The 24644-nt window shown below is 60.1% G+C and carries 24 protein-coding genes; 15 read left to right on the top strand and 9 right to left on the bottom strand.

Annotated features, from left to right (window positions below):
• Positions 1-52: 52 nt before the first annotated feature.
• The 8 genes from QZ383_RS13830 to QZ383_RS13865 all read right to left on the bottom strand — a co-directional run bounded on the left by QZ383_RS13830 (position 53) and on the right by QZ383_RS13865 (position 12813).
• Positions 53-1639, bottom strand: a complete 1587-nt coding sequence (locus QZ383_RS13830) for a diguanylate cyclase (RefSeq protein WP_291446285.1) — start codon at positions 1637-1639, stop codon at positions 53-55.
• 87 nt (positions 1640-1726) lie between these two features.
• On the bottom strand, positions 1727-5077 hold the full coding sequence (locus QZ383_RS13835) for an efflux RND transporter permease subunit (RefSeq protein WP_291446287.1): 3351 nt from the start codon (positions 5075-5077) through the stop codon (positions 1727-1729).
• Entirely contained in the window at positions 5074-8226 is a 3153-nt protein-coding gene (locus QZ383_RS13840) for an MdtB/MuxB family multidrug efflux RND transporter permease subunit (protein WP_291446289.1), read from the bottom strand. The genes QZ383_RS13835 and QZ383_RS13840 overlap by 4 nt, the downstream gene beginning before the upstream one ends.
• A 67-nt stretch (positions 8227-8293) precedes the next feature.
• The gene (locus QZ383_RS13845) at positions 8294-9520 is read right to left on the bottom strand and encodes an MdtA/MuxA family multidrug efflux RND transporter periplasmic adaptor subunit (RefSeq protein WP_291446291.1); all 1227 of its coding nucleotides are present in this window, start codon (positions 9518-9520) and stop codon (positions 8294-8296) included.
• The gene (locus QZ383_RS13850; protein ID WP_291446293.1) at positions 9520-11103 is read right to left on the bottom strand and encodes a HAMP domain-containing sensor histidine kinase; all 1584 of its coding nucleotides are present in this window, start codon (positions 11101-11103) and stop codon (positions 9520-9522) included. The genes QZ383_RS13845 and QZ383_RS13850 overlap by 1 nt, the downstream gene beginning before the upstream one ends.
• Complete coding sequence (locus QZ383_RS13855; protein ID WP_291446295.1) at positions 11103-11813, bottom strand: response regulator transcription factor; 711 nt, start codon at positions 11811-11813, stop codon at positions 11103-11105. Before QZ383_RS13855 ends, QZ383_RS13850 begins: the two co-directional genes overlap by 1 nt.
• 2 nt (positions 11814-11815) lie before the next feature.
• On the bottom strand, positions 11816-12265 hold the full coding sequence (locus QZ383_RS13860) for a NirD/YgiW/YdeI family stress tolerance protein (RefSeq protein ID WP_291446297.1): 450 nt from the start codon (positions 12263-12265) through the stop codon (positions 11816-11818).
• Between the two features lie 155 nt (positions 12266-12420).
• Positions 12421-12813, bottom strand: coding sequence for a NirD/YgiW/YdeI family stress tolerance protein (locus tag QZ383_RS13865; RefSeq protein ID WP_291446299.1), 393 nt, complete (start codon positions 12811-12813; stop codon positions 12421-12423).
• Between the two features lie 211 nt (positions 12814-13024).
• Between QZ383_RS13865 and QZ383_RS13870 the strand changes: the two genes are divergently transcribed.
• A complete protein-coding gene (locus tag QZ383_RS13870) occupies positions 13025-13270 on the top strand; it encodes a hypothetical protein (protein ID WP_291446301.1) in 246 nt (81 codons plus the stop codon).
• A gap of 170 nt (positions 13271-13440) precedes the next feature.
• Here the strand turns inward: QZ383_RS13870 and QZ383_RS13875 are convergent, their stop codons facing one another.
• Positions 13441-14115 carry a S24 family peptidase gene (locus QZ383_RS13875; RefSeq protein WP_291446302.1) on the bottom strand — a complete coding sequence of 225 codons (675 nt, stop codon included), beginning with the start codon at positions 14113-14115 and terminating at the stop codon, positions 13441-13443.
• Positions 14116-14446: 331 nt separating this feature from the next.
• Here QZ383_RS13875 and QZ383_RS13880 point away from each other — a divergent pair, with 331 nt between their 5' ends.
• From QZ383_RS13880 to QZ383_RS13945, 14 genes are all read left to right on the top strand, one after another.
• A complete protein-coding gene (locus QZ383_RS13880; RefSeq protein WP_291446303.1) occupies positions 14447-14701 on the top strand; it encodes a hypothetical protein in 255 nt (84 codons plus the stop codon).
• The gene (locus tag QZ383_RS13885; RefSeq protein ID WP_291446305.1) at positions 14691-15323 is read left to right on the top strand and encodes a Mor transcription activator family protein; all 633 of its coding nucleotides are present in this window, start codon (positions 14691-14693) and stop codon (positions 15321-15323) included. The genes QZ383_RS13880 and QZ383_RS13885 overlap by 11 nt, the downstream gene beginning before the upstream one ends.
• 224 nt (positions 15324-15547) lie before the next feature.
• Entirely contained in the window at positions 15548-16231 is a 684-nt protein-coding gene (locus QZ383_RS13890; RefSeq protein WP_291446306.1) for a glycosyl hydrolase 108 family protein, read from the top strand.
• 1 nt (position 16232) lies between these two features.
• Entirely contained in the window at positions 16233-16544 is a 312-nt protein-coding gene (locus QZ383_RS13895) for a hypothetical protein (RefSeq protein WP_291446307.1), read from the top strand.
• A gap of 81 nt (positions 16545-16625) precedes the next feature.
• On the top strand, positions 16626-17039 hold the full coding sequence (locus QZ383_RS13900; RefSeq protein WP_291446309.1) for a hypothetical protein: 414 nt from the start codon (positions 16626-16628) through the stop codon (positions 17037-17039).
• Positions 17039-17392 carry a hypothetical protein gene (locus QZ383_RS13905; protein WP_291446311.1) on the top strand — a complete coding sequence of 118 codons (354 nt, stop codon included), beginning with the start codon at positions 17039-17041 and terminating at the stop codon, positions 17390-17392. The genes QZ383_RS13900 and QZ383_RS13905 overlap by 1 nt, the downstream gene beginning before the upstream one ends.
• A 29-nt stretch (positions 17393-17421) precedes the next feature.
• Complete coding sequence (locus QZ383_RS13910) at positions 17422-18798, top strand: terminase family protein (protein ID WP_291446313.1); 1377 nt, start codon at positions 17422-17424, stop codon at positions 18796-18798.
• Positions 18798-19580 carry a GNAT family protein gene (locus tag QZ383_RS13915; RefSeq protein WP_291446314.1) on the top strand — a complete coding sequence of 261 codons (783 nt, stop codon included), beginning with the start codon at positions 18798-18800 and terminating at the stop codon, positions 19578-19580. The genes QZ383_RS13910 and QZ383_RS13915 overlap by 1 nt, the downstream gene beginning before the upstream one ends.
• 1 nt (position 19581) lies before the next feature.
• Positions 19582-21447 carry a portal protein gene (locus QZ383_RS13920; protein WP_291446316.1) on the top strand — a complete coding sequence of 622 codons (1866 nt, stop codon included), beginning with the start codon at positions 19582-19584 and terminating at the stop codon, positions 21445-21447.
• Positions 21447-21812 carry a hypothetical protein gene (locus tag QZ383_RS13925; protein ID WP_291446318.1) on the top strand — a complete coding sequence of 122 codons (366 nt, stop codon included), beginning with the start codon at positions 21447-21449 and terminating at the stop codon, positions 21810-21812. The genes QZ383_RS13920 and QZ383_RS13925 overlap by 1 nt, the downstream gene beginning before the upstream one ends.
• A complete protein-coding gene (locus tag QZ383_RS13930) occupies positions 21793-22347 on the top strand; it encodes a hypothetical protein (protein ID WP_291446320.1) in 555 nt (184 codons plus the stop codon). The genes QZ383_RS13925 and QZ383_RS13930 overlap by 20 nt, the downstream gene beginning before the upstream one ends.
• Positions 22348-22417: 70 nt before the next feature.
• Positions 22418-23410: a major capsid protein gene (locus QZ383_RS13935; protein WP_291446322.1), complete on the top strand. Its 993-nt coding sequence runs from the start codon at positions 22418-22420 to the stop codon at positions 23408-23410.
• Between the two features lie 98 nt (positions 23411-23508).
• On the top strand, positions 23509-23952 hold the full coding sequence (locus QZ383_RS13940; protein ID WP_291446324.1) for a hypothetical protein: 444 nt from the start codon (positions 23509-23511) through the stop codon (positions 23950-23952).
• A gap of 82 nt (positions 23953-24034) precedes the next feature.
• Positions 24035-24625 carry a hypothetical protein gene (locus QZ383_RS13945; protein ID WP_240824040.1) on the top strand — a complete coding sequence of 197 codons (591 nt, stop codon included), beginning with the start codon at positions 24035-24037 and terminating at the stop codon, positions 24623-24625.
• Positions 24626-24644: the final 19 nt, after the last annotated feature.

The raw sequence follows: 24644 nt of genomic DNA on the forward strand, positions 1-24644 counted from the left end.
GGCCCGTGTCTGCCCTGTGCTGGCGGCACTTCCACAGGGAATGCCCCGCCCGTTACTCAAGGCTGGTTGTGTAAAAACAGTAACGTCTTTTGCCAAGGCGCTTTGCCGTATACATGGCCAGATCACCCCGCCGCACCAGATCTTCGCGCGAAAGGCCCTGATCCTCAACCAGTACAACGCCAATACTGGCCGAAAGCCCCTGATACGCCTCGTGCGCGTCATACGCCTCAACCATGGCGGCCAGCAGTTCGCTGGCGCAGGTGCACAGATTTTCTTCCGTACACCCTTCGGGGAAGTAGGCGGCAAACTCATCCCCGCCCAAGCGGGCGATCACCGTCCCCCGCAGGTGCTTACGCAACAACTGGGCTGTCAGCACCAGGGCTTTGTCGCCCGTATAGTGGCCATATATGTCGTTGACATACTTGAAGTTGTCCAGATCCACATAGGCAAGCCCTGCCCCCAGAGGCAAAGTAACGGGTATCTGCTTGAAAAAATAATGACGATTGAAAAGGCCCGTCAGTTCATCAGTATTGGCCCGCTCTTTGAGCCGCTTTTCAACCTGTCGCTGCCGGGTAACATCACGGTAGATACAGATCATCCCGATCACATTATTAAAGATGTCAAGGATATCCTCTTCATACATATCAATAACGCGCTCGTGTCCATCCACGGCTGACCGCATTTTTACATGCTTGCCGTTGCGCGCAAAGCCCAGGCGCTCAACGGCCCGTTTGCGAAAAACCTCGCGCTTTTCGCCGATGATGTAATCCGTATCGGTGATGCCAAAGAGCTTTCTGAACCGCTCGTTAAAATTGACAATACGCCTGTCCGCATCCAGAAGCATGACAGCATAGGGAATACTTTGCAAAACAAGGTCAAGCTCCGCAGTCATGTTGGCAATGTCGGTCACATCGCGAGCAATACCCACAGTTCCCATAACACTGCCGTCGACATTGAACAGGGGAGCCTTGCGCGTCTTGAACTGGCGCATGCCCTGCGGGGCTTTAACCACCTCATCAAAAACCCCCACCTCGCGTGAGTTCATGACGATCTGATCCGTCTCAAGACAGACAAATTCACCCTGCGCGTATTCCTCCGGCTCAAGATCCCATATGAAATAATGCCCGCGCCCCTCAACAACCTCACGTTTTTTGCCCACAAGACGGCAAAAGGCTTCGTTCACCTTTACGTGTGCGCCCTTGGCATCCTTGAACCACACAAGGTCTGTGGTCAGGTCAATGACTGTGTTCAGGTGTAGTGTTGCGAGGTCATGATCCCGGTGCTGGCGCACGGCATCGAGCAGGCGCGCCACGTGAAAATCCCACAACGTGCTGTTTGCAGGGCCAAGCCATATATCATCAAGCATAGGCAGATATTCTGCCCCAGGCTGAACCTCGCCCGCAAAGATGAAAAGGGCGCCTGATCTGACGGCCTGGCGCATGGCGGGCAGATATTCAAGCCAGGGAGCGTCCAGCAGCACAATATCGGCCCCGGCGCATTGGGCCTGAGCGTCAGACTCCGGATCATGGTCGGCAGTAATTATATGGGCAAAACCGGGGCGTGGCGCGGCAGCGCCCAACGAGGCCTCCAGCAATGGATCCGAGCTGAGCAGCAGGATGTGCAGTGTGTGGTGGTACATGACATTCCTCGCTGGATCATCAGGTGGGGGGAATGACCATATCCTTTCCCAAATACAGGCAAAGGGCAATGGGGCTGCGCAGAAAACTTATGGTTTAACTACGATTTCCTTACTCTGCCGCGTCACCGAGCGACGCCGAGCTTTACGCCAGAGGTTGAAGCGGTGGCTCAGACGGTCAAGGCACAGATAGACCACCGGGGTTGTGTAGAGCGTCAGCAGCTGGCTGACAAGCAGCCCGCCCACGATGGTGACGCCCAGAGGCTGCCGGATTTCCGCGCCATCGCCATGCCCAAGGGCCAGAGGCACGGCGCCAAGAATGGCCGCTGCCGTGGTCATCATGATGGGACGGAAGCGCAGCATGCAGGCCTCAAAAATCGCTTTATCCGGCGGCAGATTACGCGTGCGCGATGCCTCCAGAGCAAAGTCGATCATCATGATGGCATTCTTTTTGACAATGCCGCAGAGCAGCAATACGCCGATCAGCGCAATGACGCTGAACTCCATGCCGCAGGCCATCAAGGCCAGCAAGGCCCCGCCGCCCGCCGAAGGCAGGGTTGAAAGAATGGTCAGCGGATGAATGAGACTTTCATAAAGCATACCCAGCACAATATACAGCGCGGCCAATGCCGCCAGCACCAGCACAACCTGATTGCCAGCTGTATCGCTGAACATTTTTGCCGTGCCCTGAAAACCGCTCACCACAGAAGACGGCATGGCAAGCTCCGCCTTGATGGCAGCCAGCGCCTCCTGCGCCTGAGAAAGCGATACACCGGGCGCAAGGTTGAAAGAGATGGTCACTGCGGCAAACTGCCCCTGATGCGCTACAGAAAGAGGCGCAAAAGCGGGAACCACAGTGGCGACGCTGAGCAGCGGCACAAGACCGCTTGTGCCCGGCAGGCGCACCTTGCCAAGAGCATCGGCCCCGGCCAACCAGTCAGGCCCGTATTCCAGCACCACATGATACTGGTTTTTATCCTGATAGATGGTCGATGCCTGACTTTGCCCAAAGGCATTGCCAAGGGCGGCGTCTACATCCTTCATGCTCAGGCCATAGCGGGCCAGGGCGTCGCGATCCACCTTGACCAGCGTTTCGAGGCCGCGCTCCTCAATATCGCTGTCCACATCCTTGAACAGGGCGTTTGCGGCCATAGCCCTTTGCAACTTGCGCCCCCATGAGCGCAGATCATCCAGATTATCGGCCTGCAAGGTATACTGATACTGCGAGCGCGAACCGCGCCCGCCCATCATGATATCCTGCGCTGGTTGCAGAAAAATCTGCAAGCCCGGTTCTGCAGCAAGTTTGGCACGCAGCCGCCCGATAACGCCCATGGCGTCTATCTTGCGCTCCGGCAGGGGCTTGAGGGCTATGAACACCCCACCGCCGCCGCGCCCGCCGTTGATATGGCCCGAAACGTGCTGCACGGCTGGATCGGCTTTGATAACGCCGATGAGCTTGCGCAGCTTTTCCTGCATGGCCTGGAACGAAGCGCTCTGGTCGGCACGTATGCCGCCCATGATAACGCCTGTATCCTGCTGCGGGAAAAATCCTTTTGGCACAACCACATACATCCACACATTGGCGGCAATGACCACCAACAGCGAGCAGATGGTCAGGCGCGGGTGCCGCAGCACCACGGGCAGGGTTGCAGCGTACCCCTGCTGCATGCCGGAGAGCATGCGCCCCCAGAAGTCCCCCACGCGGGCAAGCACACGCCGCCACCATCCCACAAGCCCGCCCGAGCCCATCCCGGCGGCCTGAGCTGCTGCGGCATCTTCATGAGTCTTGGAGCGCAGCAGGCGGGCGCTCATCATGGGCGTTGTGGTCAGCGAAACAACCATGGAAACCAGCACTGCAGTGGTGAGAACCACTGAAAATTCTCGGAACAGCCGCCCCACCAACCCACCCATGAACAGAATGGGCGTGAATACCGCCACCAGCGAAATGGAGATGGAAACGACGGTAAAACCCACCTCGCGAGCGCCGCGCAGGGCGGCGCGCAGGGGTGTTTCGCCCATTTCCAGCCGCCGCACGATATTTTCGAGCACCACGATGGCGTCGTCCACCACAAAGCCAGTGGAAACAGTCAGGGCCATGAGCGAGAGATTGTCCAGACTGTAGCCGCACAGATACATGACACCAAAGGTCGCCAGCAAGGACACGGGAGCCGCCACCGCCGGAATGGCCGTGGCCCTGCCGTTGCGTAAAAACAGAAACGTCACCAGCACCACCAGGGCCATGGAAAGCGCAAGGCTTTTTTCCACTTCGCGCAGCGAGGCGCGGATGGTCAGCGAGCGGTCAAGCCTCTGCCCCAGATCAGCACTCTCCGGCAGCCATGAGCGCAACTGCGGCAGCATTTCCTTTACCTGATCAACTGTCTCAATAATGTTGGCCCCAGGCGAACGGAACACAATCAGCAGCACCGCCGGTTTGCCGTCAGATACAGCCATGGCGCGCACGTCTTCCGGCCCGTCCTTGACCTCGGCGACATCGGAAAGCCGTACGGTTTTATCCCCCCTGCGGGCAACAATAAGCGACTTGTAGTCTTCAGACTTGCGCAACTGGTCGCTGGCCCCGATCAGCCAGAACTGGCCGCCGCTCTCCACTTGCCCCTTGGGCATGAAGGCATTGGCAGCCGCCAGGGCGGTGCGCACATCACTCATGGTCAGCCCCGCGCGGTTGAGCGCATCGGGGATCACGTCCACCCGCACGGCGGGCAGTGCGCCGCCGCCCACAATGACCTCGCCCACGCCCGGCAATTGCGAAATTTTCTGCGCAAGCACGGTTGAGGCCGCATCGTACAGCTGGGTACGGGTCAGCACGTCGGAGGTAATGGCCAGAATCATGATGGGCGCGCCCGCCGGGTTCACCTTGCGGTAGGTGGGGTTGGAGGGCATGGTGGGCAGATTGGAGCGGGCGGCGTTGATGGAGGACTGCACGTCTCTGGCCGCGCCATCAATGTTTCTGTCAAGGTCGAACTGAAGGATGACTTCCGTATTGGACAATGTGCTACTGGAGGTCATTTCCGTGACCCCGGCAATGCGCCCAAGCGAACGTTCAAGAGGGGTGGCCACCGTGGCGGCCATGGTTTCCGGCCCTGCGCCGGGCAGCTTGGCGCGCACGATCACCACGGGAAAATCCACCTGCGGCAGGGGGGCCACGGGCAACAGCCCAAAAGCCACTATGCCTGCAAGGGCAATGGCAAAGGTTAGCAAGGCCGTGGCAACAGGCCGCCGGATGAACGGAGCAGAAAGATTGGCCGGCAGAGCCTCCGGGCCAAAACGGTGCCTGCGGCCCTGCTCCAGCAGGGCTTTGAGCCTGCTCGCACGGCCAGGGCTGGCCTGCCCCTCCGGCTTTGCCGAGGTGACGGCATTGTCGGCCTGTTCAGCAGAAGGGCCTTGCAGAGGCGGATTATCCGCGTCTTGCCGTTCTTTACTCATGGCCGGGCCTCTTGCGGAGGCTTGCTCCTGGCTGCGGTTCCGCCCTGCCCTGCTCCGCTGTCTGCCGCATGGCCCTTGAAGCGGCGGCTCACGCGGTCAAACCACAGATAGATAACAGGCGTTGTGAACAGGGTGAGCGCCTGGCTGAAAATAAGCCCGCCAACCATGGTCACGCCCAGAGGACGCCGCAATTCCGCGCCCATGCCCCAGCCGACCATAAGGGGCAATGCGCCCAGCAGAGCCGCCATTGTGGTCATGAGGATGGGCCGCAGACGCAGCAGGCAAGCCTGACGAATGGCGGCAAGCGGCTCCTTGCCTTCGTTGCGTTCTGCATCCAGCGCAAAGTCGATCATCATGATGGCGTTTTTCTTGACGATGCCGATGAGCAGGATGATGCCGATGATACCCACCACGCCAAGATCCATATCTGCCAGTATCAGGGCCAGCAGCGCCCCCACGCCCGCAGACGGCAGGGTGGAAAGAATGGTGACGGGGTGAACGTAACTTTCGTACAGCACGCCCAGCACGATATACATGGTGATGATGGCCGCCAGAATAAGCCAGACCTGATTGTCCGTAGATGTGGTGAAGGCCTTGGCCGCGCCCTGCAACTGGGTGCGCAGGGCCGTGGGCAGCTCCAGTTCTTTTTCGGTTTCTTCCACAGCTTTGACCGCCGCGCCCAGCGAAGAGCCGCGCGCCACGTTGAAAGAAATGGTCGCCACCGGGAACTGCCCCTGACGCGCAATGGAGAGCCGCACGGGGCGCTCCTCAAGCGTTGCCAGGCTTGTGAGCGGCACTGGTTTGCCGTCGCCGCCCGTAACATAGATATTTTCAATGGACTGCGGCCCCAGGCGGAAACGGGGGGCGGTTTCAAGCACGACCTTGTACTGGTTGGTCTGCGTGAAAATGGTTGAAATCAGCCGCTGCCCAAGGGCATCGTACAGAGCGTTGTCAATGGTCGACATGCTTATGCCAAGGCGGCCAGCGGCGTCACGATTAATGTTCAGCCATGCCATGCGGCCCGGATTCTGGTAGTCGCTGGTGACCATTTCAAGCTCTGGCCGCTGGGCAAGGGCGTTCACAATACGCGGCAGCCACTGATCCAGCTGATCCCTGTCCAGCGCTTCTATTGAAAACTGGTACTGGGTGCGTGAAATGCGGTCTTCTATGGTCAGATCCTGTACAGGCTGCAAATACAGAGTCATACCGGGCAGAGCAGTGGATTTTTCCATAATGCGACGCGCAATGGCAGGCGCGCGGGCATCACGGTCATCCAGCGGCTTCAGTTCCACCGAAAGGCGTGAAGTTCCCATGCTCTGGTTGACGCCGTCCACACCCACAAAAAACACCACGCTCTCAACCGCAGGGTCTTGCAGTATGAGGTCGGCCAACTGGCGTTGCCGCCCGGCCATGGCCTCAAAGGACGTATCCTGCGGCGCTTCGGCCACCCCCTGGATGACGCCCGTATCCTGCACAGGAAAAAAGCCCTTGGGTACGCCAATGTACAGCAGAACCGTGAGCACCAGCGTTCCCACCGCCACAGCCAGAGTCAGGCTCTGGTGTTGCAGTACCCAATCGAGTTTTTCTTCATACCAGGCCAGCAGACGCGTAAAAAAACTGCCGTCTTCCTGCTGCGCATGACTTCCGTCATGCTGCTCGGGGCGCAGCATGATGGCGCAGAGCATGGGCGTGAGCGTGAGTGAAATAACCGCAGAAATAAGAATGGTCACGGCCAGCGTTACCGCAAATTCGCGGAACAGCCGCCCCACCACATCCCCCATGAACAGCAGGGGAATAAGCACCGCCACCAGCGAAATGGTCAGCGAAATAATGGTAAAGCCTATCTGCCCTGCCCCGGTCAGGGCGGCCTGCACGGGTTTTTGCCCCTGCTCAAGATAGCGCGAGATATTTTCAATCACCACAATGGCGTCATCCACCACAAAGCCGGTGGCGATAACCAGAGCCATGAGCGTGAGATTGTTCAGCGAGTACCCGGCAAGATGCATGACGCCAAGGGTGCCCACCAGCGAAAGCGGCACAGCCAGAGCAGGAATAATGGTGGCCCTGGCATTGCGCAAAAACAGCCAGATAACCCAGATCACCAGCGCCACAGCCAGCAGCAATTCAAGCTGCACATCGTGTACCGTGGCGCGGATGGTTGTGGTGCGGTCCGTAACCACGCGCACGTCCACATTGCCGGGCAAGGTTTGCTTGAGCACGGGCAAAAGCCGCAAAACCCTGTCTGCAACGTCTATGACGTTGGCTCCTGGCTGGCGTTGCACCGAGAGAACGATTGCAGGCCGAAAGCTCATGCCCTCCCCTGCCACATAGGCTGCAAGGCGGGCGTTTTCCGCACCCTCCACCACTTCGGCCACGTCGCGCAGGCGCAGAGGGCCGCCGTCCTTGTAGCCGATTATGGCCTCGGCATAGGCATCGGCAGAGGCAAGCTGATCGTTGGCGTCAATGGTGCTGGCCCGTTCCGGGCCGTCAAAGCTGCCCTTGGCGTTGTTGACGTTGGCCTTGGAAATGGCCGTGCGCACGTCCGCCAAGGTAAGGCCCGCATTGGCCAGCGCCTTGGGGTTCACCTGCACCCGCACGGCGGGGCGCTGCCCGCCTGAAAGCGTCACAAGGCCCACACCAGGCAGTTGCGAGATTTTCTGGGCCATGCGTGTGTCTACCAGGTCTTCCAGCCGGGTGAGGGGCATGGCGTCGCTGGTGACGGCAAGGGTGATGACCGGGGGATCCGCCGGGTTAACCTTGTTGTAAATGGGCGGCGAAGGCAGATCGCTGGGCAGCAGGTTATTTGCGGCGTTGATGGCCGCCTGCACTTCCTGCTCGGCCACATCCAACGCAAGCGTGAGGTCGAATTGCAGGGTCACCACCGAGGCGCCGGCGGAGGAAAGGGAACTCATCTGCACAAGGCCGGGCATGAGGCCAAACTGGCGCTCAAGGGGGGCCGTGACGACAGAGGCCATAACATCAGGCGATGCGCCAGGATAGAGCGTCTGGACCTGAATGGTGGGGTAATCTATCTGAGGCAGGGCCGCCACGGGCAAATAGCGGTATCCAAGCAGCCCTGAAAGAAACAGGGCCACCATGAGCAGCGAGGTGGCGATGGGCCGTAAAATAAATATGCGCGATAGGTTCATATGGCGGGTGCTCCCCCTTGCGGGAAGGGGTGGAAGACACGGTGGGCATTCCGGCTACGCCGGGCTGCTATTCTGCGGGCTGTGCCTTGGGCGTTTCTGCGGTGGCCGTAATTTTCACTTCAATACCATCGCGCAGGCGGTCAAGACCGTCTACCACCACCTGTTCGCCTGGTTCAAGGCCCTTATCAATAACGGTCAGGGCGTCCGTGGCAATGCCGGGGGTTACAGGTCGCACCGTTACGGCATCCTGCCCCTTGCCATTCTTGGCCGCCACATAGACGTAAGCTCCGCGCGACCCGAGCTGCACCGCCGAGGTGGGTACTGTGACGGCATTTTTAATGACGCGCACCTGCAAACGGGCGTTAACGAACTGGTTGGGGTACAAGGCCCCTTCCGTGTTGGGAAAACGCGCCTTGAGCTTTACCGTGCCGGTGGAAAGATCAATCTGGTTGTCCAGCGAGAGCAGCCCGCCCACATCAAGCAGATGTTTCTGCTCTCTGTCCCAGGCCTGAACAGGCAAGGGGCGGCGGTCAACGTCATCTTCGTGAGCACGCAGAGCCTGCACGACCAGCGGCACCTGACTTTCCGGCAGGGTGAACACGACATCACAGGGGCTGACCTCGGTAATGCGTACAATGCCGGATGTGTCCGAGGCTTTTATCATGTTGCCTTCGTCCACATTGCGCAGGCCCAGGCGGCCCGATGTGGGGGCCGTGATGCGGCTGTAGCTCAACTGGAGAGCGGCGGAATCCACAGCGGCCTTGTCGGCCTCTACCGTGCCCTCGTACTGGCGCACAAGGGCGCGCTGGGTTTCAAACTGCTGTGTCGCAATAAAATTGCCCTCTGCAAGCTTGGCATAGCGGGCCAGATCCTTGCGGGCATTGTCCAGCTGGGCCTGATCCTTGGCAAGAGTCCCGCGCGCCTGATCCAGCGTGGCCTGAAAAGGTCTAGGGTCGATCTCCGCCAGCAAGTCGCCAGCCTTGACCCGCTGGCCTTCCTTGAAATGCAGGCGTTGCAACTGGCCGTCCACACGACTGGTCACGAGCACATCGCTTGAGGGCAGCACCGTGCCCAAGCCATTGAGAAAATGGGGAACATCCTGAGCAAGAGCGGCGGCAACCCGCACGGGCGGCGTATCCATACCCATGCCGCGGCGCGCCTGATTGCCGCTAAAAAATAAACGCCAGCACAGCAGCGCAACCACTGCCAGCAGCAAAAGCAGCACCCATCGACGCTTGCCTGAAAACAAACCAAAAGCAGAGGCCATGCTCTGCCGAGATTGAAGACCGGGCATTATATGTCAACTCCATGAGATGTCTGAGAAAATATTACACGGAAGACAGCTTCGCCGTCTGCCGGATCTGAAACCATATCAAGCCGCCAGCCAAGCCTTTCGCAGGCTCTGAGCGCCAGCGAAAGACCAAGGCCACTGCCGCTGACTGCCTTTTGGGTACAGCGCACACCCCTGGCAAAAATATCAACACCAGGGGGGATACACCCGCGATTGCGAACAAGCAGCTCTCCCTGACACAGGGAAACACTGGCGCGCCCATTTTCAGTATACTGGCAGGCATTGTCCAGCAGATTGTTGAACACGATCGCCGCCAGTTCTTTTTGCCCACGGGCCAGTACAGTGGGGGCGATATCAGCTTGCAAAGCTACAGGCGGGCGCTGCTCCGGGCCTCGCCCGTGCGCTTTTTTGCCAGCGATGCGTGGCGTGGGCACCGTGGCAGTTTCATGGGAGGGGGCATCATTACCTGAAAAAGACGATTGAGACGGTGCATCAGCAAGGCCCGAGGCAAATTCAGAGGCCAAGTCAGTACTACTAACAGGAGCAGGATCGGGCAAGCGGCCGGAAGCAGAAGAGCAATGCAGCAGACCGTCCCCTTCCATTTCCCGCACTATCCCCCACAGCAAAGCGCTGCAATCCAGCGTTTGAAATTCTATTTCTTCGGGCCGGCGAGCCAGCATCAGCAGGGTGCGCACGGTATTGGACATACGAGCCGTTGTGCGCAACAGGCGCTGCACCACCGGGGCGAGACTTTCAGCCTGCGGCAGCCTTTGCAGTTGCAGTTCAAGAATTTCAAGGCCGCCCTGCATAACTGTTAGCGGCGTACGCAGCTCATGGCTCACATCGCCCGTGAAGTTGCTTTCGCGCAAAACAAACCGTTGCAGGGCTTCTTCGCGCGCAGCAATAGCCCGCGCCAGTACGCCCACTTCGTCATCAAGACCTGTCAGCGGAATGGGAGCCATGCCATCCGGCGTTTCCTGCGCATGGGCCTGCATACGCTCCGGGGGTCGGCTTTCCACAGCAGTGGTGAGCCTGCTGAGCGGCCCGGTGAGGCGGCGGCTCAGCACAACCGCCAGCACAACCGCCAGCGCGAGGCCGCTGACGGCGCAGAGCAACAAAATACGGTTCAGGCGCTGCTTCAGGGCCAAAAAAGCGCCCGTGCCGCCATTAAGCACATAGATGACGTCATCCCTGCGCTCAATGAGAATAAATTCTTCCATGTGGTTGATGAAGTGCAGGCCGTCCGGCATCTCCTGCCACTGCTGCGGTACCTGCTTGCCCACAAGAAAACGCCAGTGCATGACCACGGCAAGGTCTTCGCCGTAATAGAGGTTGCCGCCGCCGTTGTCTTCGGCTTCCCAGGCGCGTTTTTCTGCCTCAATAAAGGCTTCCATCACGGGTCTTGCGTGCCAGCCCACAAGGTAGGTTGCCAGCGAATCAAAGGAGAGCCGCCCCACGATGCCCAGGGCCGCGCTCATGATCAGGGCCAGAAACACAAAAGCCGCCAGCAGACGACGGCGGATGCTGGTTCTGCGGCGGGGTGCGGCTGCGTAGCTGCCTGCAAGCGGTGGTTCTGGCCGGGGCATCAGTCGTTGTCTCCGGGGTCGGTACTCAGGCGATAGCCTACATGCGGCACGGTGTGCAGCAGGGGGGCGGCAAAGGGTTTGTCCAGTTCGCGCCGCAGCTCATGAATATGGGTGCGCAGGGCGCTGCCTTCCGGCGGGTCGTCCCCCCAGAGGGCGTGCTCCAGGTCTTCGCGCCGCACGAGGCCGGGCGCAACGCGCATCAGTTCATCAAGAATGCGAAAACCCGTGGGGCTCAGGCGCAGGCGGCGGCCCTGCCGCTCGGCCCAGTGCTCGCCCGAATTAAATGTCAGATCCGCATATGTCCACACAGCCCCGCCATCGGCGCTATTGCCGGAAGACATGCGCCCACGCCGCAGCAGGGCACGTATGCGGGCTTCAAGCTCCTTGAGGGCAAAAGGTTTGACGAGGTAATCGTCAGCCCCGGCTTCAAGCCCCTGCACCCGGTCTGCCACGGCATCCCTGGCTGTAAGCATGATGATGGGAGTGTGTTTGTGGTGCTTGTCGCGCAGTTCGCGGCACAGGCTTATGCCGTCAATGCCGGGCAGCATTATGTCCAGCACTATGCAGTCAAAGTGCTGGTCAAGCGCCATGGCAAGACCCGTTCTGCCGTTGCGCGCGCAGTCAAGCTCATAGCCCAGCGGTTCCAGAAAGGCGTAGAGGTTGGCGAGAATATCCTCGTTGTCCTCCACAAGCAAAAGGGCAACGGCCATTGTCAGCGCCTTGCAGGGCCAGTTTTTTGCGCCGGAGCCGCTGTTTCAGGCAGATCCTTTGGCGTTATGGGCCCCATGACGGATATGGAATCCACTTCCACCTCGTTGGGCCGCTTGCGGTTCCAGTCCACATGCCCTTGCAGGCGCACCTTGTCCTTGGGCGTGATCGTCAGTTGCTCAAAAATTTTGTTGTCGATTTCCACAACAACCTGACCACTGTGATCCTCAAACAGGTAGCGGTGCTTGCGGCGTGGCAGCTTTTCCACCAGATGCCCCTCAAGAACGCATGGCGCGTCATCCTGCGCGCCCAGCACGTCAACAGCCCGCGTTACGGTGGTGGCAACGCCAGGCCCTTCAAAACCCGCTGCGACCGGAGCTGATTCCATAGAGATCACAAGACTGAACGCAAGGAACAGAATAAAAAGATACGGGGCGGGGCGCACTGTTTGCATGCTGTTCTCCAGAAAGGCCGGGCTGCGCCGCCGGATGGATTAATTTACTGTGGGGAGTGAAGGCAGGAGGCAGAAGATATTTTAAAAGCAGTTCCCGATGCCCGCGCACTGTGGCGCAGCCTGCGGACATCGGGAAATTTCCGCAATTTCGCGGTCTACTGCTGCATTTCAGCCTTACGCACGGCCATCACGCCTTCTTTGCCAGCCTTGACCACCATGACGCCGGTCAGGTGAACCTTGCTCTGCGCTTCAATATGCGCGGCAGCGGCGGCCTTTTTGCCAAGGGCCACGGTCATGCGGCCAGTGCTGTCTTCAAAGACGTAGCGGTTTTTCTTGCCCTGCACAGGTTCCACGATGGTGCCGGTAACGGACACGGGGGTTTTGTTGGCAGCGGCCAAAGCCTTGGCTACCGTATCGACCGGAGCGACTTTTGTCACGCCCTTGGCCTTGCGGGCAGCATGAGGGGCAGCAGGAGCATCGGTGGTGCTGGCGGCAAAGGCCGGGGCGGCAAGCATGAGGGACATGATCATAACGAGCAGATAACGCATATTTCCTCCAGAAACGTGCTTAAAAATTTTATGCAACGCGCCACATGTCGCGTGCGGACTTACATTGCAAACATGCACGTCAGCAAAACGTTAAGAATGCCCCTCCCTGCCTGTAAAAAAAATATTTCTCTGCTGCGTCTTTCACACGGGTGCCCTTTATTAACAGACGCAGTCCTTGTGATGCCGCTTCAAAACTGGTATGGTGGCTTATATGAAAGAGCTTGATCCGCACACCATCCGCCCATGCCTTGCATGCGGCGGCACCAATGTCCATCTGGAATCCATGCTCCCCCCTGGTCGCAGGCAGGAGGTATGGCGCGTTGTCTGTTCTTGCGGGCAAACCTCTCAGCAATGGTCGGTGTCGCAGGGTGCAGCCATCCGCGCATGGAACCGTAACCTTGCCAGCGAACACGACATGGATAAAATCGCCGCCCCCAGCGTAGCCCTCAAGAATTGACCGCAGGCTGACCCCGCGCAGCCCAGTAGCTGCCCCGCCTCTAAGGCTCAGGCTTTGTTTTGCCAGACCGTGCTGGTGGGGCAGATATCTGCTGCGTATGGCTGACGCTGCACTCCAGCCGAGGTCGAGCCCCTGTGTGCGCCAACCGTGCCGCATACGGGTTGATTGGCTCAGTCCAGCTCCCGCCCCACCCATACGGCCCTGCCAATGATACGCACCAGCCCGCCCAGTTGCTCGCTGGTATCGGCTTCGATAGGGGCAAAATCCGGGTTTATGCTGGTAAGTATGAGCTTGCCCGGCATGGCATCCAGCACCTTGAGATAGACCATGTCTTCCACACCCACAGCGTATATGCGCCCAGGCACTGGTTCACGCTGGCTCTGGTCTATCAGCACCACGTCATTGTTCACAATACGGGGCTGCATGCTGTCGCCGGAGACGCGCAACAGCACCATCTGCGCAGGGTTGCCCTTGCGCCGCAAAAAATCCCACCTGAAGGCATAGTGCCGCAGCACCTCGCCGCCGCTTTCAAAACTTTCTGTCCCAGCAGAGAGCCGGGCCTCAGCCATGGGAACCATCATAAGCCGCGCTTCAGGCGTCTGCGCCATACCGTTGCCGCAATCACCACGCCCGGCCAGCAGCCAGTCCAGTGAACACTCAAGGGCATCGGCGAGCCGCACGGCGTGACTGCCCTTGGGCATCTGCCCATTCTCATACTGCTGAATTGTCGTCAGGCTCAGACCCACCGTGTCTGCTAGCACCTGCTTGTGCAAACCCAAGTTTTCCCTGCGCTGACGCATGCGCGCGCCAAAAGCTGATACCAGGGGCGCTTGTGCTTTCTTCATGTTTTTCCCTTGTTTTTTGTTGTCTTGAGATGCTGTGGCATCAGATGGCCGACCATAGGCAGTTCACATTTTTTTATAAAAAAAACGAGCTGTTTATACACATCTATATTTGTTTTTAGGTAATTTCAAGTTTTCCTTAAAATTCAAAGAAAACTTTTAGAAGATTGATGTCAAGATGCCATATTTCGCGTATAATTTTTAATTTATGTTAATAAATTCATAATATTAAAACTTTTCTTATAAATAAAACTTTTCCTTGACTATCCCCATAAATAGTGATTTTTCTATTTTACGGCCCAATAAATTTAATTTCCTATTTCTGGAGCATAGCATGTCCGCATTTCCTGACGACATCCGTAACCTGAACGCTGTGCTGGATTTCTTACACTCCGGCGAGTGCGCCATCCAGCAGCCCATACTGCGCCTCGTCATCGCCCACCTGCGTCTTCTGGCTTGCCAACTGGATCGGGAACTTTCCCCGCAGTTCCTCATCCACTCGCAAACACCCCCCTCAACGCCAGAATCGCCCGCAATCAACATGTCCGCGCGCGCCTGCCAACCAGTGGAGACGCGCTATGACCAATAGGATCATTAACCCAGTACAACCCGATAACAACCAACCAGAACCCGCCAAATCTTCGGCGAAGACCTCTGCACCGGAAGGTGATTCACGTGCACGCCGCAAAAATAATCCCGCATGGGGCCATGCCCTGCGCATGGCTGAAACTGAAGAACAATGGAGGGAGCTTATCAACCACTTGCCAGACAACGCGCGCCAGATATGGCGGGCCCTGAATGACATGAAACAATTCTGGGGAGTGTTGCGCGCCTTTGGCGGGCAATGCATACGCGTCCCCCGCAAAGTGCCCAAAGACAGAACTCATCCGCTGCGCAAAACTCTTGGCCTTAAATGCCTGCGCAAGCTCATGGCGACTTTTGGCGGCACAAACCTTTATGTACCCCGTTGTACAGCTCTTATGACCCGCGTCCGCCAGCATGAGATCATCAAAGGTTTTTCACGCAGCACAGGGCGCGGCTCAAGCAGTACGGCTGCGGTGTCCAGCCTGGCACGCCGCCACGGCGTATCCGACCGCCGCGTTTGGCAGATTCTGAAAAAAGAGAGCTCCGTTCCCCCGCAGGGCAAACTGCTGCTGATGCTTGGAGATTCCGCGCAAATTTCTGCCCAAAAGCAAGATAATGCGCTGTAACTTAAGCCAAAGGCAGCAGATTCCCTGCCCCTAAAAAATTTAAGCCAGCGTTTATGCTGGCTTTTTTTGCCACCAATTTCTCATTTTCCGCCCAGATACCGCAAAAACAACGCATCCTGCGCCTTTGACGCTACTGAATCCTTTCAGTCTTACGCGCGCCCGGCTTTTTGGCATGTTCTCCTCACGCCGCTGATTGCGGCCACACTATGCCAAGGAGCCTCATCATGCCCAACCTGTTTGATACCGCCCATGCTTTTACCGCCAGATGGGAAGGCGGCCTCACCGATCATCCCGCTGATCCGGGCGGTCTGACCAAGTACGGTGTTTCCCTGCGCTGGGTGCAGGATCTTGCCCAGCAGGCACGGCAGGAATGCCTGCGCCAGCACAGAAGCTGCGACGGCTGTTCCGCTGCGTGTACCCCCAATTGCACATACAATGGCCTTGATCTGGATATGGACGGCGATGTGGACGCTGACGACATCCGCGCCTGCACCAGGCAGCAGGCCGCCGCGCTCTTTAAAAAGCACTTCTGGGATGCTCTTGGCTGCGCCGCTCTGCCCCTGCCTCTGTCCGTGGCCCTGTACGATGGAGCGGTCAACATGGGGCCAGCCAGAGCCGTACGCCAGTTGCAACAGGGCATGAACGCCGTTGGCGAAGATCAGCTCGACCACTATCTGCCCATTGCCGAGGACGGCATCCCCGGCCCGCGCACGGCTGAACTGGCCGAAGCGCTGGAATCAGCCAACCTTCAGTGGTTTGCCGCCCGGCAGATACTGCGCCTGCGCGATGCCTTTTACCGTGATCTGGCTGCCCGCCGTCCGTCCCTCAAAGTGTTTCTTGAAGGCTGGCGCAACAGGGTCAAGGCCCTGGCCCAGTATCTTGCGGAACTTGAGCGGGAGGCAAACTGACATGTGGGCTCTGCTAGGAACTCTGTTGGGGGGCATTACCGGCGCTGTGGGCAAAATACTGCCCGACCGCAATAGGCAGAACGATGCGCAAAGCCACATCAACGAGGCCGAAGTTGGCGGCGCGCCAGCAAGCATATTGCGGCTGTGGCGCTCCTTTCTTGGCTGGATGCTCTCCTTGCTGTTTTGTTGGGAGGTCGCGGGCAGGCTCATCATCATCCCCCTGCTTTTCCCGGCCTTGCGCGACCATCTGCCGCCCTCGGCCCTGAACCAGATCATGACCTTGCTGCTGGGCATGCTGGGGCTTGGATTTTAGGACATCCCGCGCTCGCAATCATGGTGCAGCAAGCAGAGCCAGGCACTTTAGAGCAGGCCAGCAGGCCTGGAGGATACTGTAATGATGGACATTTTTTCTTCCACAGGGGCAAGCCTGCTTGTTTTGCTTGTGCAGGGGCTGTTTGCCTGGGCCTTGTGGAGCCTGCGGCGGGCCTTTGTGCGGCAGGAGGACTACCTGCTGCACGTACAGCGCGATACCCGGCGTGAAGCCGCAACCACCCGCAGGCTCAGCGCCATAGAGGATAACCCGCGGCTCGCCCCCGATACCGCTGATATGGCAGGCCTGCACAACGAACTGGCGGCCCTGCGCGGTGAAATCCAGGCGCTCAATGTGCGCATCTCTGGTCTGGACAGGCTGCTTGAACGGCTTGAGCACAGCTTTGAGCGGCAGGAAGACCGCCTGCGCCTCGTGCCTCAAAGTAGTGCGGCCTTCGCGTGCCGCACAGGCGGCGATGCTGCGGGAGGCTGCAACTGATGCCCCCTGCAAAACGCAAAAGCACTTGCCGCAACTCCCCCTTGCTCGACAGCCTGGAACAACGGCTCGACCTGCTCACCCGCACCCTCAGCGCAGCTGATATTGCGGAAAAAAGCATCGATATCGTCAAAGAAATAAAGGAACTGCATGCAATCCTGCGCTCCCTGCGCGATGAAGCCTCGCCCGAGGCTCCGCCCAGGATGGTGGTTGTGTGGGGCGGCCCCCCAAGCGCCGCATCCGGCAGGCTGTCCGCAGATTTGCCCAAAACGTTACAAACATCACCCAAGGTGTCAGACACATCCGGCAAACCGCCCGCGCAGAAAATTCTGCCGCAATACGGCTCAAGCAACTAACGTTTACCTGAAAAACAAGGATATTTTCCATGTCCCAGCCTGCGCCCCATGTCATCCCCTATTGCCCTCGCCCTTTGCAGTGGCGCTTTCACGAGGAGCGAACCCGCTTCTGCGTGCTGCTCTGCCACAGGCGCTTCGGCAAAACAGTGGCGGCGGTCAATGACCTGGTGCGCCAGGCATTGCGCGTGGGCAGGCACGACTGGCGGGCAGCCTATGCCGCGCCCTTTCTTGGGCAGGCCAAGGCCGTGGCCTGGGACTACTGCAAGCAGTTTGCCGGGGCCGTGCCCGGTACGCGATTTCTGGAAAGCGAGCTTGTCTGCGTGCTGCCCACCGGGGGCCGCATCCGTCTGCTGGGAACGGAAAACGCGCAAGCCCTGCGCGGCCTGTATCTTGATGATCTGGTGCTGGACGAACCGGCAGACATGCCTCGCGAGGTGTGGACGCAGGTGTTGCGCCCCATGCTGGCCGACCGTCAGGGCCGCGCGCTTTTCTGCGGCACGCCTCAAGGCACGGACAACCTGCTCTATGACGTATGGCAGCAGGCAGGCGCTGATGAAGAAGGCATCTGGTCGCGCTTCCGCTTTCCCGCCTCAGAAACCGGCTACCTGCCGCAGCAGGAGCTGGCAGCGGCGCGCCGGGGTATGGACGAGGCCGAGTATCTTCAGGAATTCGAGTGCTCTTTTGCAGCGGCGGTGCGCGGTGCTTACTACGCGCCCCTGCTGGATACAGCAGAACGCGAGGGGCGCATCCGCCCCTTGCCCCACGCGCCGGAGCTTCCCGTGCATACAGCCTGGGATCTGGGCATGGATGACGCCACGGCCATCTGGTTTTTTCAGGTGGAGCCATCAGGCTGCTGGCGCATCCTCGACTATTACGAAGCTTCCGGCGAGGGGCTGGCGCACTATGCGCAGGTGCTGGCCGCCAAGGCCCGCCCTGCCGAAACGGCGGAATCAACGGCCCCCAATCTCCCAGATGGAACCATTGCCGGACGTGGATTTGTTTATGGTAGCCACATCGCCCCGCATGACATCCGTGTGCGCGAACTGGGCACCGGGCTGAGCCGCTGGGAAAGCGCCGCCCAACTGGGCATACGTTTTACCCTGGCCCCGGCTCTCTCGTTGGCTGACGGCATAGACGCCCTGCGCCGCCAGTTGCCGCGCTTCTGGTTTGATGCGGCGGCCTGCGCCCAGGGCGTAAAGGCCCTGCGGGCCTACAGACGGCGCTGGAAGGCTGGCTCCGGGCAAAGCTCGCAGGTCGCGCAGGCAGGCTCAGGCCCCTTGCACGACTGGGCAAGCCACGCGGCAGATGCCCTGCGCTACGCCGTCACGGGCTTTCGCCCGCAGCAGGAAACAGCCTCTGGCGCGCGCCGCGCCCGCACCGACTACGATTTTTTTGGAGGACGCTGATGCGCTTTACATACGCCCCCATTGTGGATCAACACGCCCGCGATGACGTTTTTGAACACATGGAAGCCGAAGGCCTCACAGCCAGCGCCATGAGTTCTCTGCTCAAGCCCACGCTGGCCCAGTGGCAGACAATCACCGCGCCGGAAAGAGGCGTTTTGCTGGGCTGTTACGGCCCGCCGCCGGAAGCCGCCTCTGCTTACGCGTCCACCCCGGCCCCATTGCTGGCCTGCGCCATGTTCAGTCCCCGCAGGGGGCGGGTGTGGGAGTTTGATTTCACCACCTTTCGTCAATGGGCGCGGCTGGCAGTGCCCATGGCACACGGGGGCTTGAGCTGGGCTTTTGCAAACCTCGACTGTTCCGCCGTCATGGGGCTTTGCCCGGCCCCCAACCGCCATGCATGGAGACTGGCCGAAGCCTGCGGATTCCGCGTGCTCGGGCGCTTGCCCGGCGCATGCCTGCATACCCGCAAAAATACATGGGTGGACGGCGTACTGGTGCTCTGCACACCGCAGGACTTGTCAGCAATCATACAGCATCAACAAACGGCAATCATTAAACATAAGGAGCACGTCATGGGATTTGGAGGAGGCGGCACGCCCGATGTACCCGCAGTTGCGCCCGTTCCCAAGCAGGAAGTGGAAAAACCCGTAACCGAGGCCGCCACTGCGGCGCGCCAGAACCAGAAAGACAAGGCCGCCAAGGCGGCGGGCATCAACGGCTCTGTGTACACCAGCCCGCTCAACCGCGCGGACGCAACGCGCAAAACCCTGCTGGGGCAGTAGCGTGACCGCACACATCCAGAACGGCATTGCACCTGCGGGGCAGTCAGCGCCCCTGAGTTCCGCGCAGAGCTCTGCGCAATATGCTGTGGACGTGCAGGCCCTTTCCCGGCGGCATGATGCCTTGCTGCGCCGCCGCGCACCGTGGGATGCGGCATGGCAAAGCCTGGCGGATCACTTTCTGCCCACGCGCTGCCGCCTCAATCCGCAGGTGGACGCGGCGGAAGAAGGCCCCATGCTCAACCGGGGGCTTGTGGACGCCACCGGCATTCTGGCCATGCGCACGCTTGCGGCGGGCCTTCAGGGCGGCCTCACCAGCCCGGCACGGCCGTGGTTTCGGCTGAGCCTTGACGATGCCGATCTGGCCCGCAGCCGTCCCGGTCAGGCATGGCTGGACGAAGTCGCCAACCGGATGCGCACCGTGTTTCAGCGGTCAAACTTCTACAATGCCATGCACACCATGTATGGCGAACTGGGCACCTTTGGCACGGCCTTTGTGTTTGAGCTGGCCGACCCGCAGCACGGCTTCCGCTTTATCCCCCTTTGCGCGGGGGAATATGCGCTGGACTGCGATGCAGCGCGGCGGGTGGATACGGTGTTTCGCCGCAGCGCCATGACCCTGCGCCAGATCGTTCAGGCATTCGGCCCCTCGGCCTTGCCCGAAACTCTGCGCGAGGCGGCGCGCCGCAATCCCGAGGAGCGGCGCAACGTCATTCAGGCAGTATACCCGCGTGAAAACACGCAGCACGGGCTGGCAGACGCAAGCCGCATGCCCGTGGCATCCGTCTACTGGCTGGAAGGGCGCGACGGCAACCGCCATGCACTCAAGGTTTCGGGCTTTCGCTCCTTCCCGGGCTTTGGCCCGCGCTGGGATGTGGCTGGCAACGATGTGTACGGGCGCTCGCCCGCCATGGACGCCCTGCCCGACTGCCGCATGCTGCAACAGATGGGCGTCACCACGCTCAAGGCCATCCACAAGGCGGTTGACCCGCCCATGAGCGTGGCTGCGGGCCTGCGCTCCGTGGGGCTTGATCTCACCCCTGGCGGCGTCAACTACGTGGACAGCGCTCCGGGTCAAAGCCCACAGGCGGCAACGCCCCTGTTGCAGATAAACCCCGACCTCGCCACGGCGCGCAAAGCCATGGAGTCGGTTCAGGATCAGATCCGCAAGGGGCTGTATAACGATCTGTTCAAGCTCATCCTTGATGGTCGCAGCGGCGTGACAGCCAGCGAAATCGCGGCGCGGGAGGAGGAAAAACTGGTGCTCGTTGGCCCGGTGCTGGAACGCCTGCACGATGAGCTGTTCATCCCGCTCATGGACCGCACCTTCGAGTGCATGCGCGAGCTGGACATGCTGCCCCCCTGCCCGCCCGAGCTGGCGGGCCGCCGCCTGCGCGTGGAGTTTGTATCCCTGCTGGCGCAAGCCCAGAAGCTGGTGGGCATCAATGCGGCAGACCAGTACATGGCCCTGACCCTCAAGGCTTCCAGCGCATGGCCCGAAGCCCTGGACACCCTCAATGTGGATCACCTGCTCGACAATTATGCGGAAAGTCTGGGCCTGCCCGTGAGCCTCACGCGCCCGCCGGAGGAACGCCAGCAGTTGAGGGCCGCCAGGGCTGATGCCGCCCAGACGCAGGTTCTCACAGAGGCCCTTGGCAAGGGGGTGGATATGGTGCGTCAGCTCTCGCAAAGCCCGCTTTCCGGCCCTGACGGCAAACAGGGCAGCGTGCTGGACGGCATCGCGCGTCTGCTACGAAACGCCCTGCCGGGCGGCCTGGCCCGCGCTGAACATACGAAAAAGGCACAGGCAACAGGACAGGCGGGGCAACGTAACGAACCCAAGGGCGCAAAGCCGGAGGAATATTGTTGATGGATGTTTTTGCCCCATACGAACAGGCGGAGCAGCAGGACCAAACAAAACAAAAGGCGCAGCAGCATACAGCCAACCGCGCCCAGACGTTCGATGCGGCCATGCGGGCCGCAGTGGACGGACTGATGGCTCAACCTCACGGGCGCGTATTGCTGCGCTGGCTGCTGCATCTGTGCCGCAACTTCAGTGCCGAGGATGTGGGCAATGCGCCCGAATCCTGCCAAAGCTCTCGCCTTTTCTACGCCGAAGGCCAACGCATGATCGGCATGCGCCTTATGCGCCTCATGCAACAGGCAAACCCCGGACATTTGCCCCGGTTGCTGCAAACCAAGGAGAACGACGCTCATGATCTCGACACCTTCTGAGGCTTCCTCCCCTGCGGAAAACGCCTTTTCCTCTGCTACCGGCTTTTCCGGCGCAGATCAGAGCAATGGAGAAACCGGCGGTGCCGCCCCTGCCGCCTCAACGCCACAGGCTGCCGCTGGAGCGGAAAATCCCGCTCGAGCGAATGAACAGGTCAATTCGCAGGCAGATCCGCAGGCCGCCCCCTATGCCCAACGCTTGCGCGAACATGAGGCAGGCCAGCGCCTCCAGTGGCAGGAACAGGTCAACAAATGGCGCAAGGAGGCCACGGAAGACCCGCAGATAGGCGGTGCAAACCTGCCCGCCACTGTTGCCCGCGCCCAGCTTGCCCTTGACCGGTTTGATGAAAGCAAGCGCATCGGCCAACTGCTGGAACAGACCGGCTACGGCAACAACCCTGACGTGCTGCGCTTTTTCAACCGCCTTGCCGATGCCCTCATGGAGGACGGGCTGGTGCAGGGACAGGCTGGCGGCTCCATGCCGCCGCTTGAAGAGCGCATGTACGCGGGCTGGAGTTCGCGCAGCGGAAGTATCTGATCTCGCCCCTGCAAATTGCACAGCACAGCAACAAAATTTCTTGAGCAACCTGCAAACAGACGAGGGTATTATGGCTAATTCCATGGGTTTGGTGGTGTCCCTGGCCGAGATGGAACAGTTCTACCGTGGCGACAAGGCCGGGCAGATCATCGAACTGATGAACAAAACCAACGACATCATGGACGATGTGCTCTGGATGGAATCCAACCAGAGCGACGGCCACCTCACCCGCATCCGCACCGGGCTGCCCGAAGTTTACTGGCGCAGGCTGTATCAGGGCACGCCGCCCTCCAAGTCGCAGTGGAGCCAGGTCAAGGAAGGTTGCGGTATCCTTGAAGCCATCATGGAACTGGACGTGGAAGAACTGCGCCTCTACGGCAGCCGCGACAAAGCCTTTCGCATGAGCGAAGGCGTGGCCTTTGCCGAAGCCATGCGCCAGAAAGTGGCCACCACCCTCTTTTACGGCAACAGCAATCTGAATCCTGATGAATTCAACGGCCTTGCCATGCGCTATCCCGCGCTGGACGCCAAAAACGTGCTCGATGCGGGCGGGCGCGACGAGAACGGCTGCACCTCCCTGTGGCTTGTCTCTTGGGGCGCGCAGTCGGTGCATGGCGTCTACCCCAAGGAGAGCAACGGCGGCCTCTCGCACGAAGACCTCAAAACCTACATGGCTCAGGACCCGGACGGCCGCAAATATCAGGTGGTGGGCGACAAATACAACTGGCGCTGCGGCCTTGCTGTGCGCGACTGGCGCGGCATCGTGCGCATCGCCAACCTGCCCGTGGCCTCTCTCGGCAAGCGCAAGGGGCAGAGCGGCTTTGTGGATATGCAAAAGTTGACCATCGAGGCCAAGAACCTCATGCCCCAGCACTTGCGCCAGAAGGCCGTGTGGTACGCCAATGCCGATGTGCTCACGGCCCTTGAGTTGCAAAATTCCGATGCGGGCAACGTGCAGTTGCAGTACGGCGAGTTCTTTGACTCCAAGGCCGTGCCGGTGCTGCATGGCCGCCCCGTGCGTCAGTGTGATGCCGTGCTCTCCAGCGAAGGCGTGGTGGCCTAATCACAATCCTTTGTAAACGAGTGGAAGCCCTTGCCGGGGCTTCCACGCCGCAATCCGCATTTTTGCCGTTCTTCCACTCTCATGCCAAAGGAGTTTCCATGGCTATCATCGACCGCAACTCCGTTTTTTTTGAAGGCCCCCTTACCGCCAACGCCACGGGACAACCGGTGGCCCTTACCGGCCTGAAGCTTCCGGGGCGCATGGAACCAATCCCCCTGCGGCTTTCTGTTACCGAGGCCTTTGCCCCGGATGAAACGCAGAGCCTCAGCATCTGCATGGAAGAGGCGGATCAGGCCGACGGCCCATGGGCTGCCGTTTCTGGTGCTTCGGTGACAGTGCCCAACCCGGTGGAATCTCCCGGCCTTGGCCTTGGTGCACGCCCCTACCTGCGCTTTTTGCCCCAGGGCGTCCGCAAGAGCTGGCTGCGTCTGACCTTTGCCGTCACGCCTGTTGACGGCAAAACCGTGAGCAAGGGTCGCATCTTTGCCGCCCTCACGCGGGAGGAAGACCTGCCCTACGAACCTGCCATCATGGCTGGCTAAAACACAGCCCGTCAGTCTACAGCCTCCGGCCCCCTGCGGGGCAGGCCGGAGGCTTTTTCTCCACTTCATCACAGGAACTGCCATGACCATCAGCCAGATAAGCGTGTGGAACCGCGCGCTGGGCTTTCTGGGGACGCGCAGTGTTGCCTCGGAGCAGGAAAATACGCCAGAGGCCCTGCAATGCCGCCTGTATTGGGATTCCGCCCGGCGGCAGGTGCTGCGCGATTTTCCCTGGAGCTTTGCCCAGCGCAGAACATGGATGGCCCTTGTGCCGCTGCCCGAAGGTTACGCGCCGGAATTCCGTTTTGCCTACGCCCTGCCCGATGACTGCCTCAAGGTGCACGAGGTGCGCCACGAGGGCATTACGGCCCGGCCCTTCTGCCTTGCGCAGAATGCTGCGGGCGATGGCTCGCTGCTGCTCACCGATGCGGCGCGTGCCCTTGCCCTGTACACGGAAGATGTGCGCAACAGTCGCCTTTTTGATGACCTCTTCGCGCATATGCTGGCCCGCAAGCTGGCGGCTCTCATAGCTGCCCCATTGCTTAAAGGCAGCAGCCAGAAGGCAGCCGAGCTGGAGCAGCTCTATGCCGCAAGCCTGCCCCCGGCCCGTAGCGCCGCCGCGTCTGAACGCAGTGACCGCCCTGTGGAAGACCCCTGGCTTGCCGTGCGCTGAGTGCACCCGCAATCACTGT

Source organism: Desulfovibrio sp., from assembly GCF_019422935.1.
Lineage (GTDB): Bacteria > Desulfobacterota > Desulfovibrionia > Desulfovibrionales > Desulfovibrionaceae > Desulfovibrio.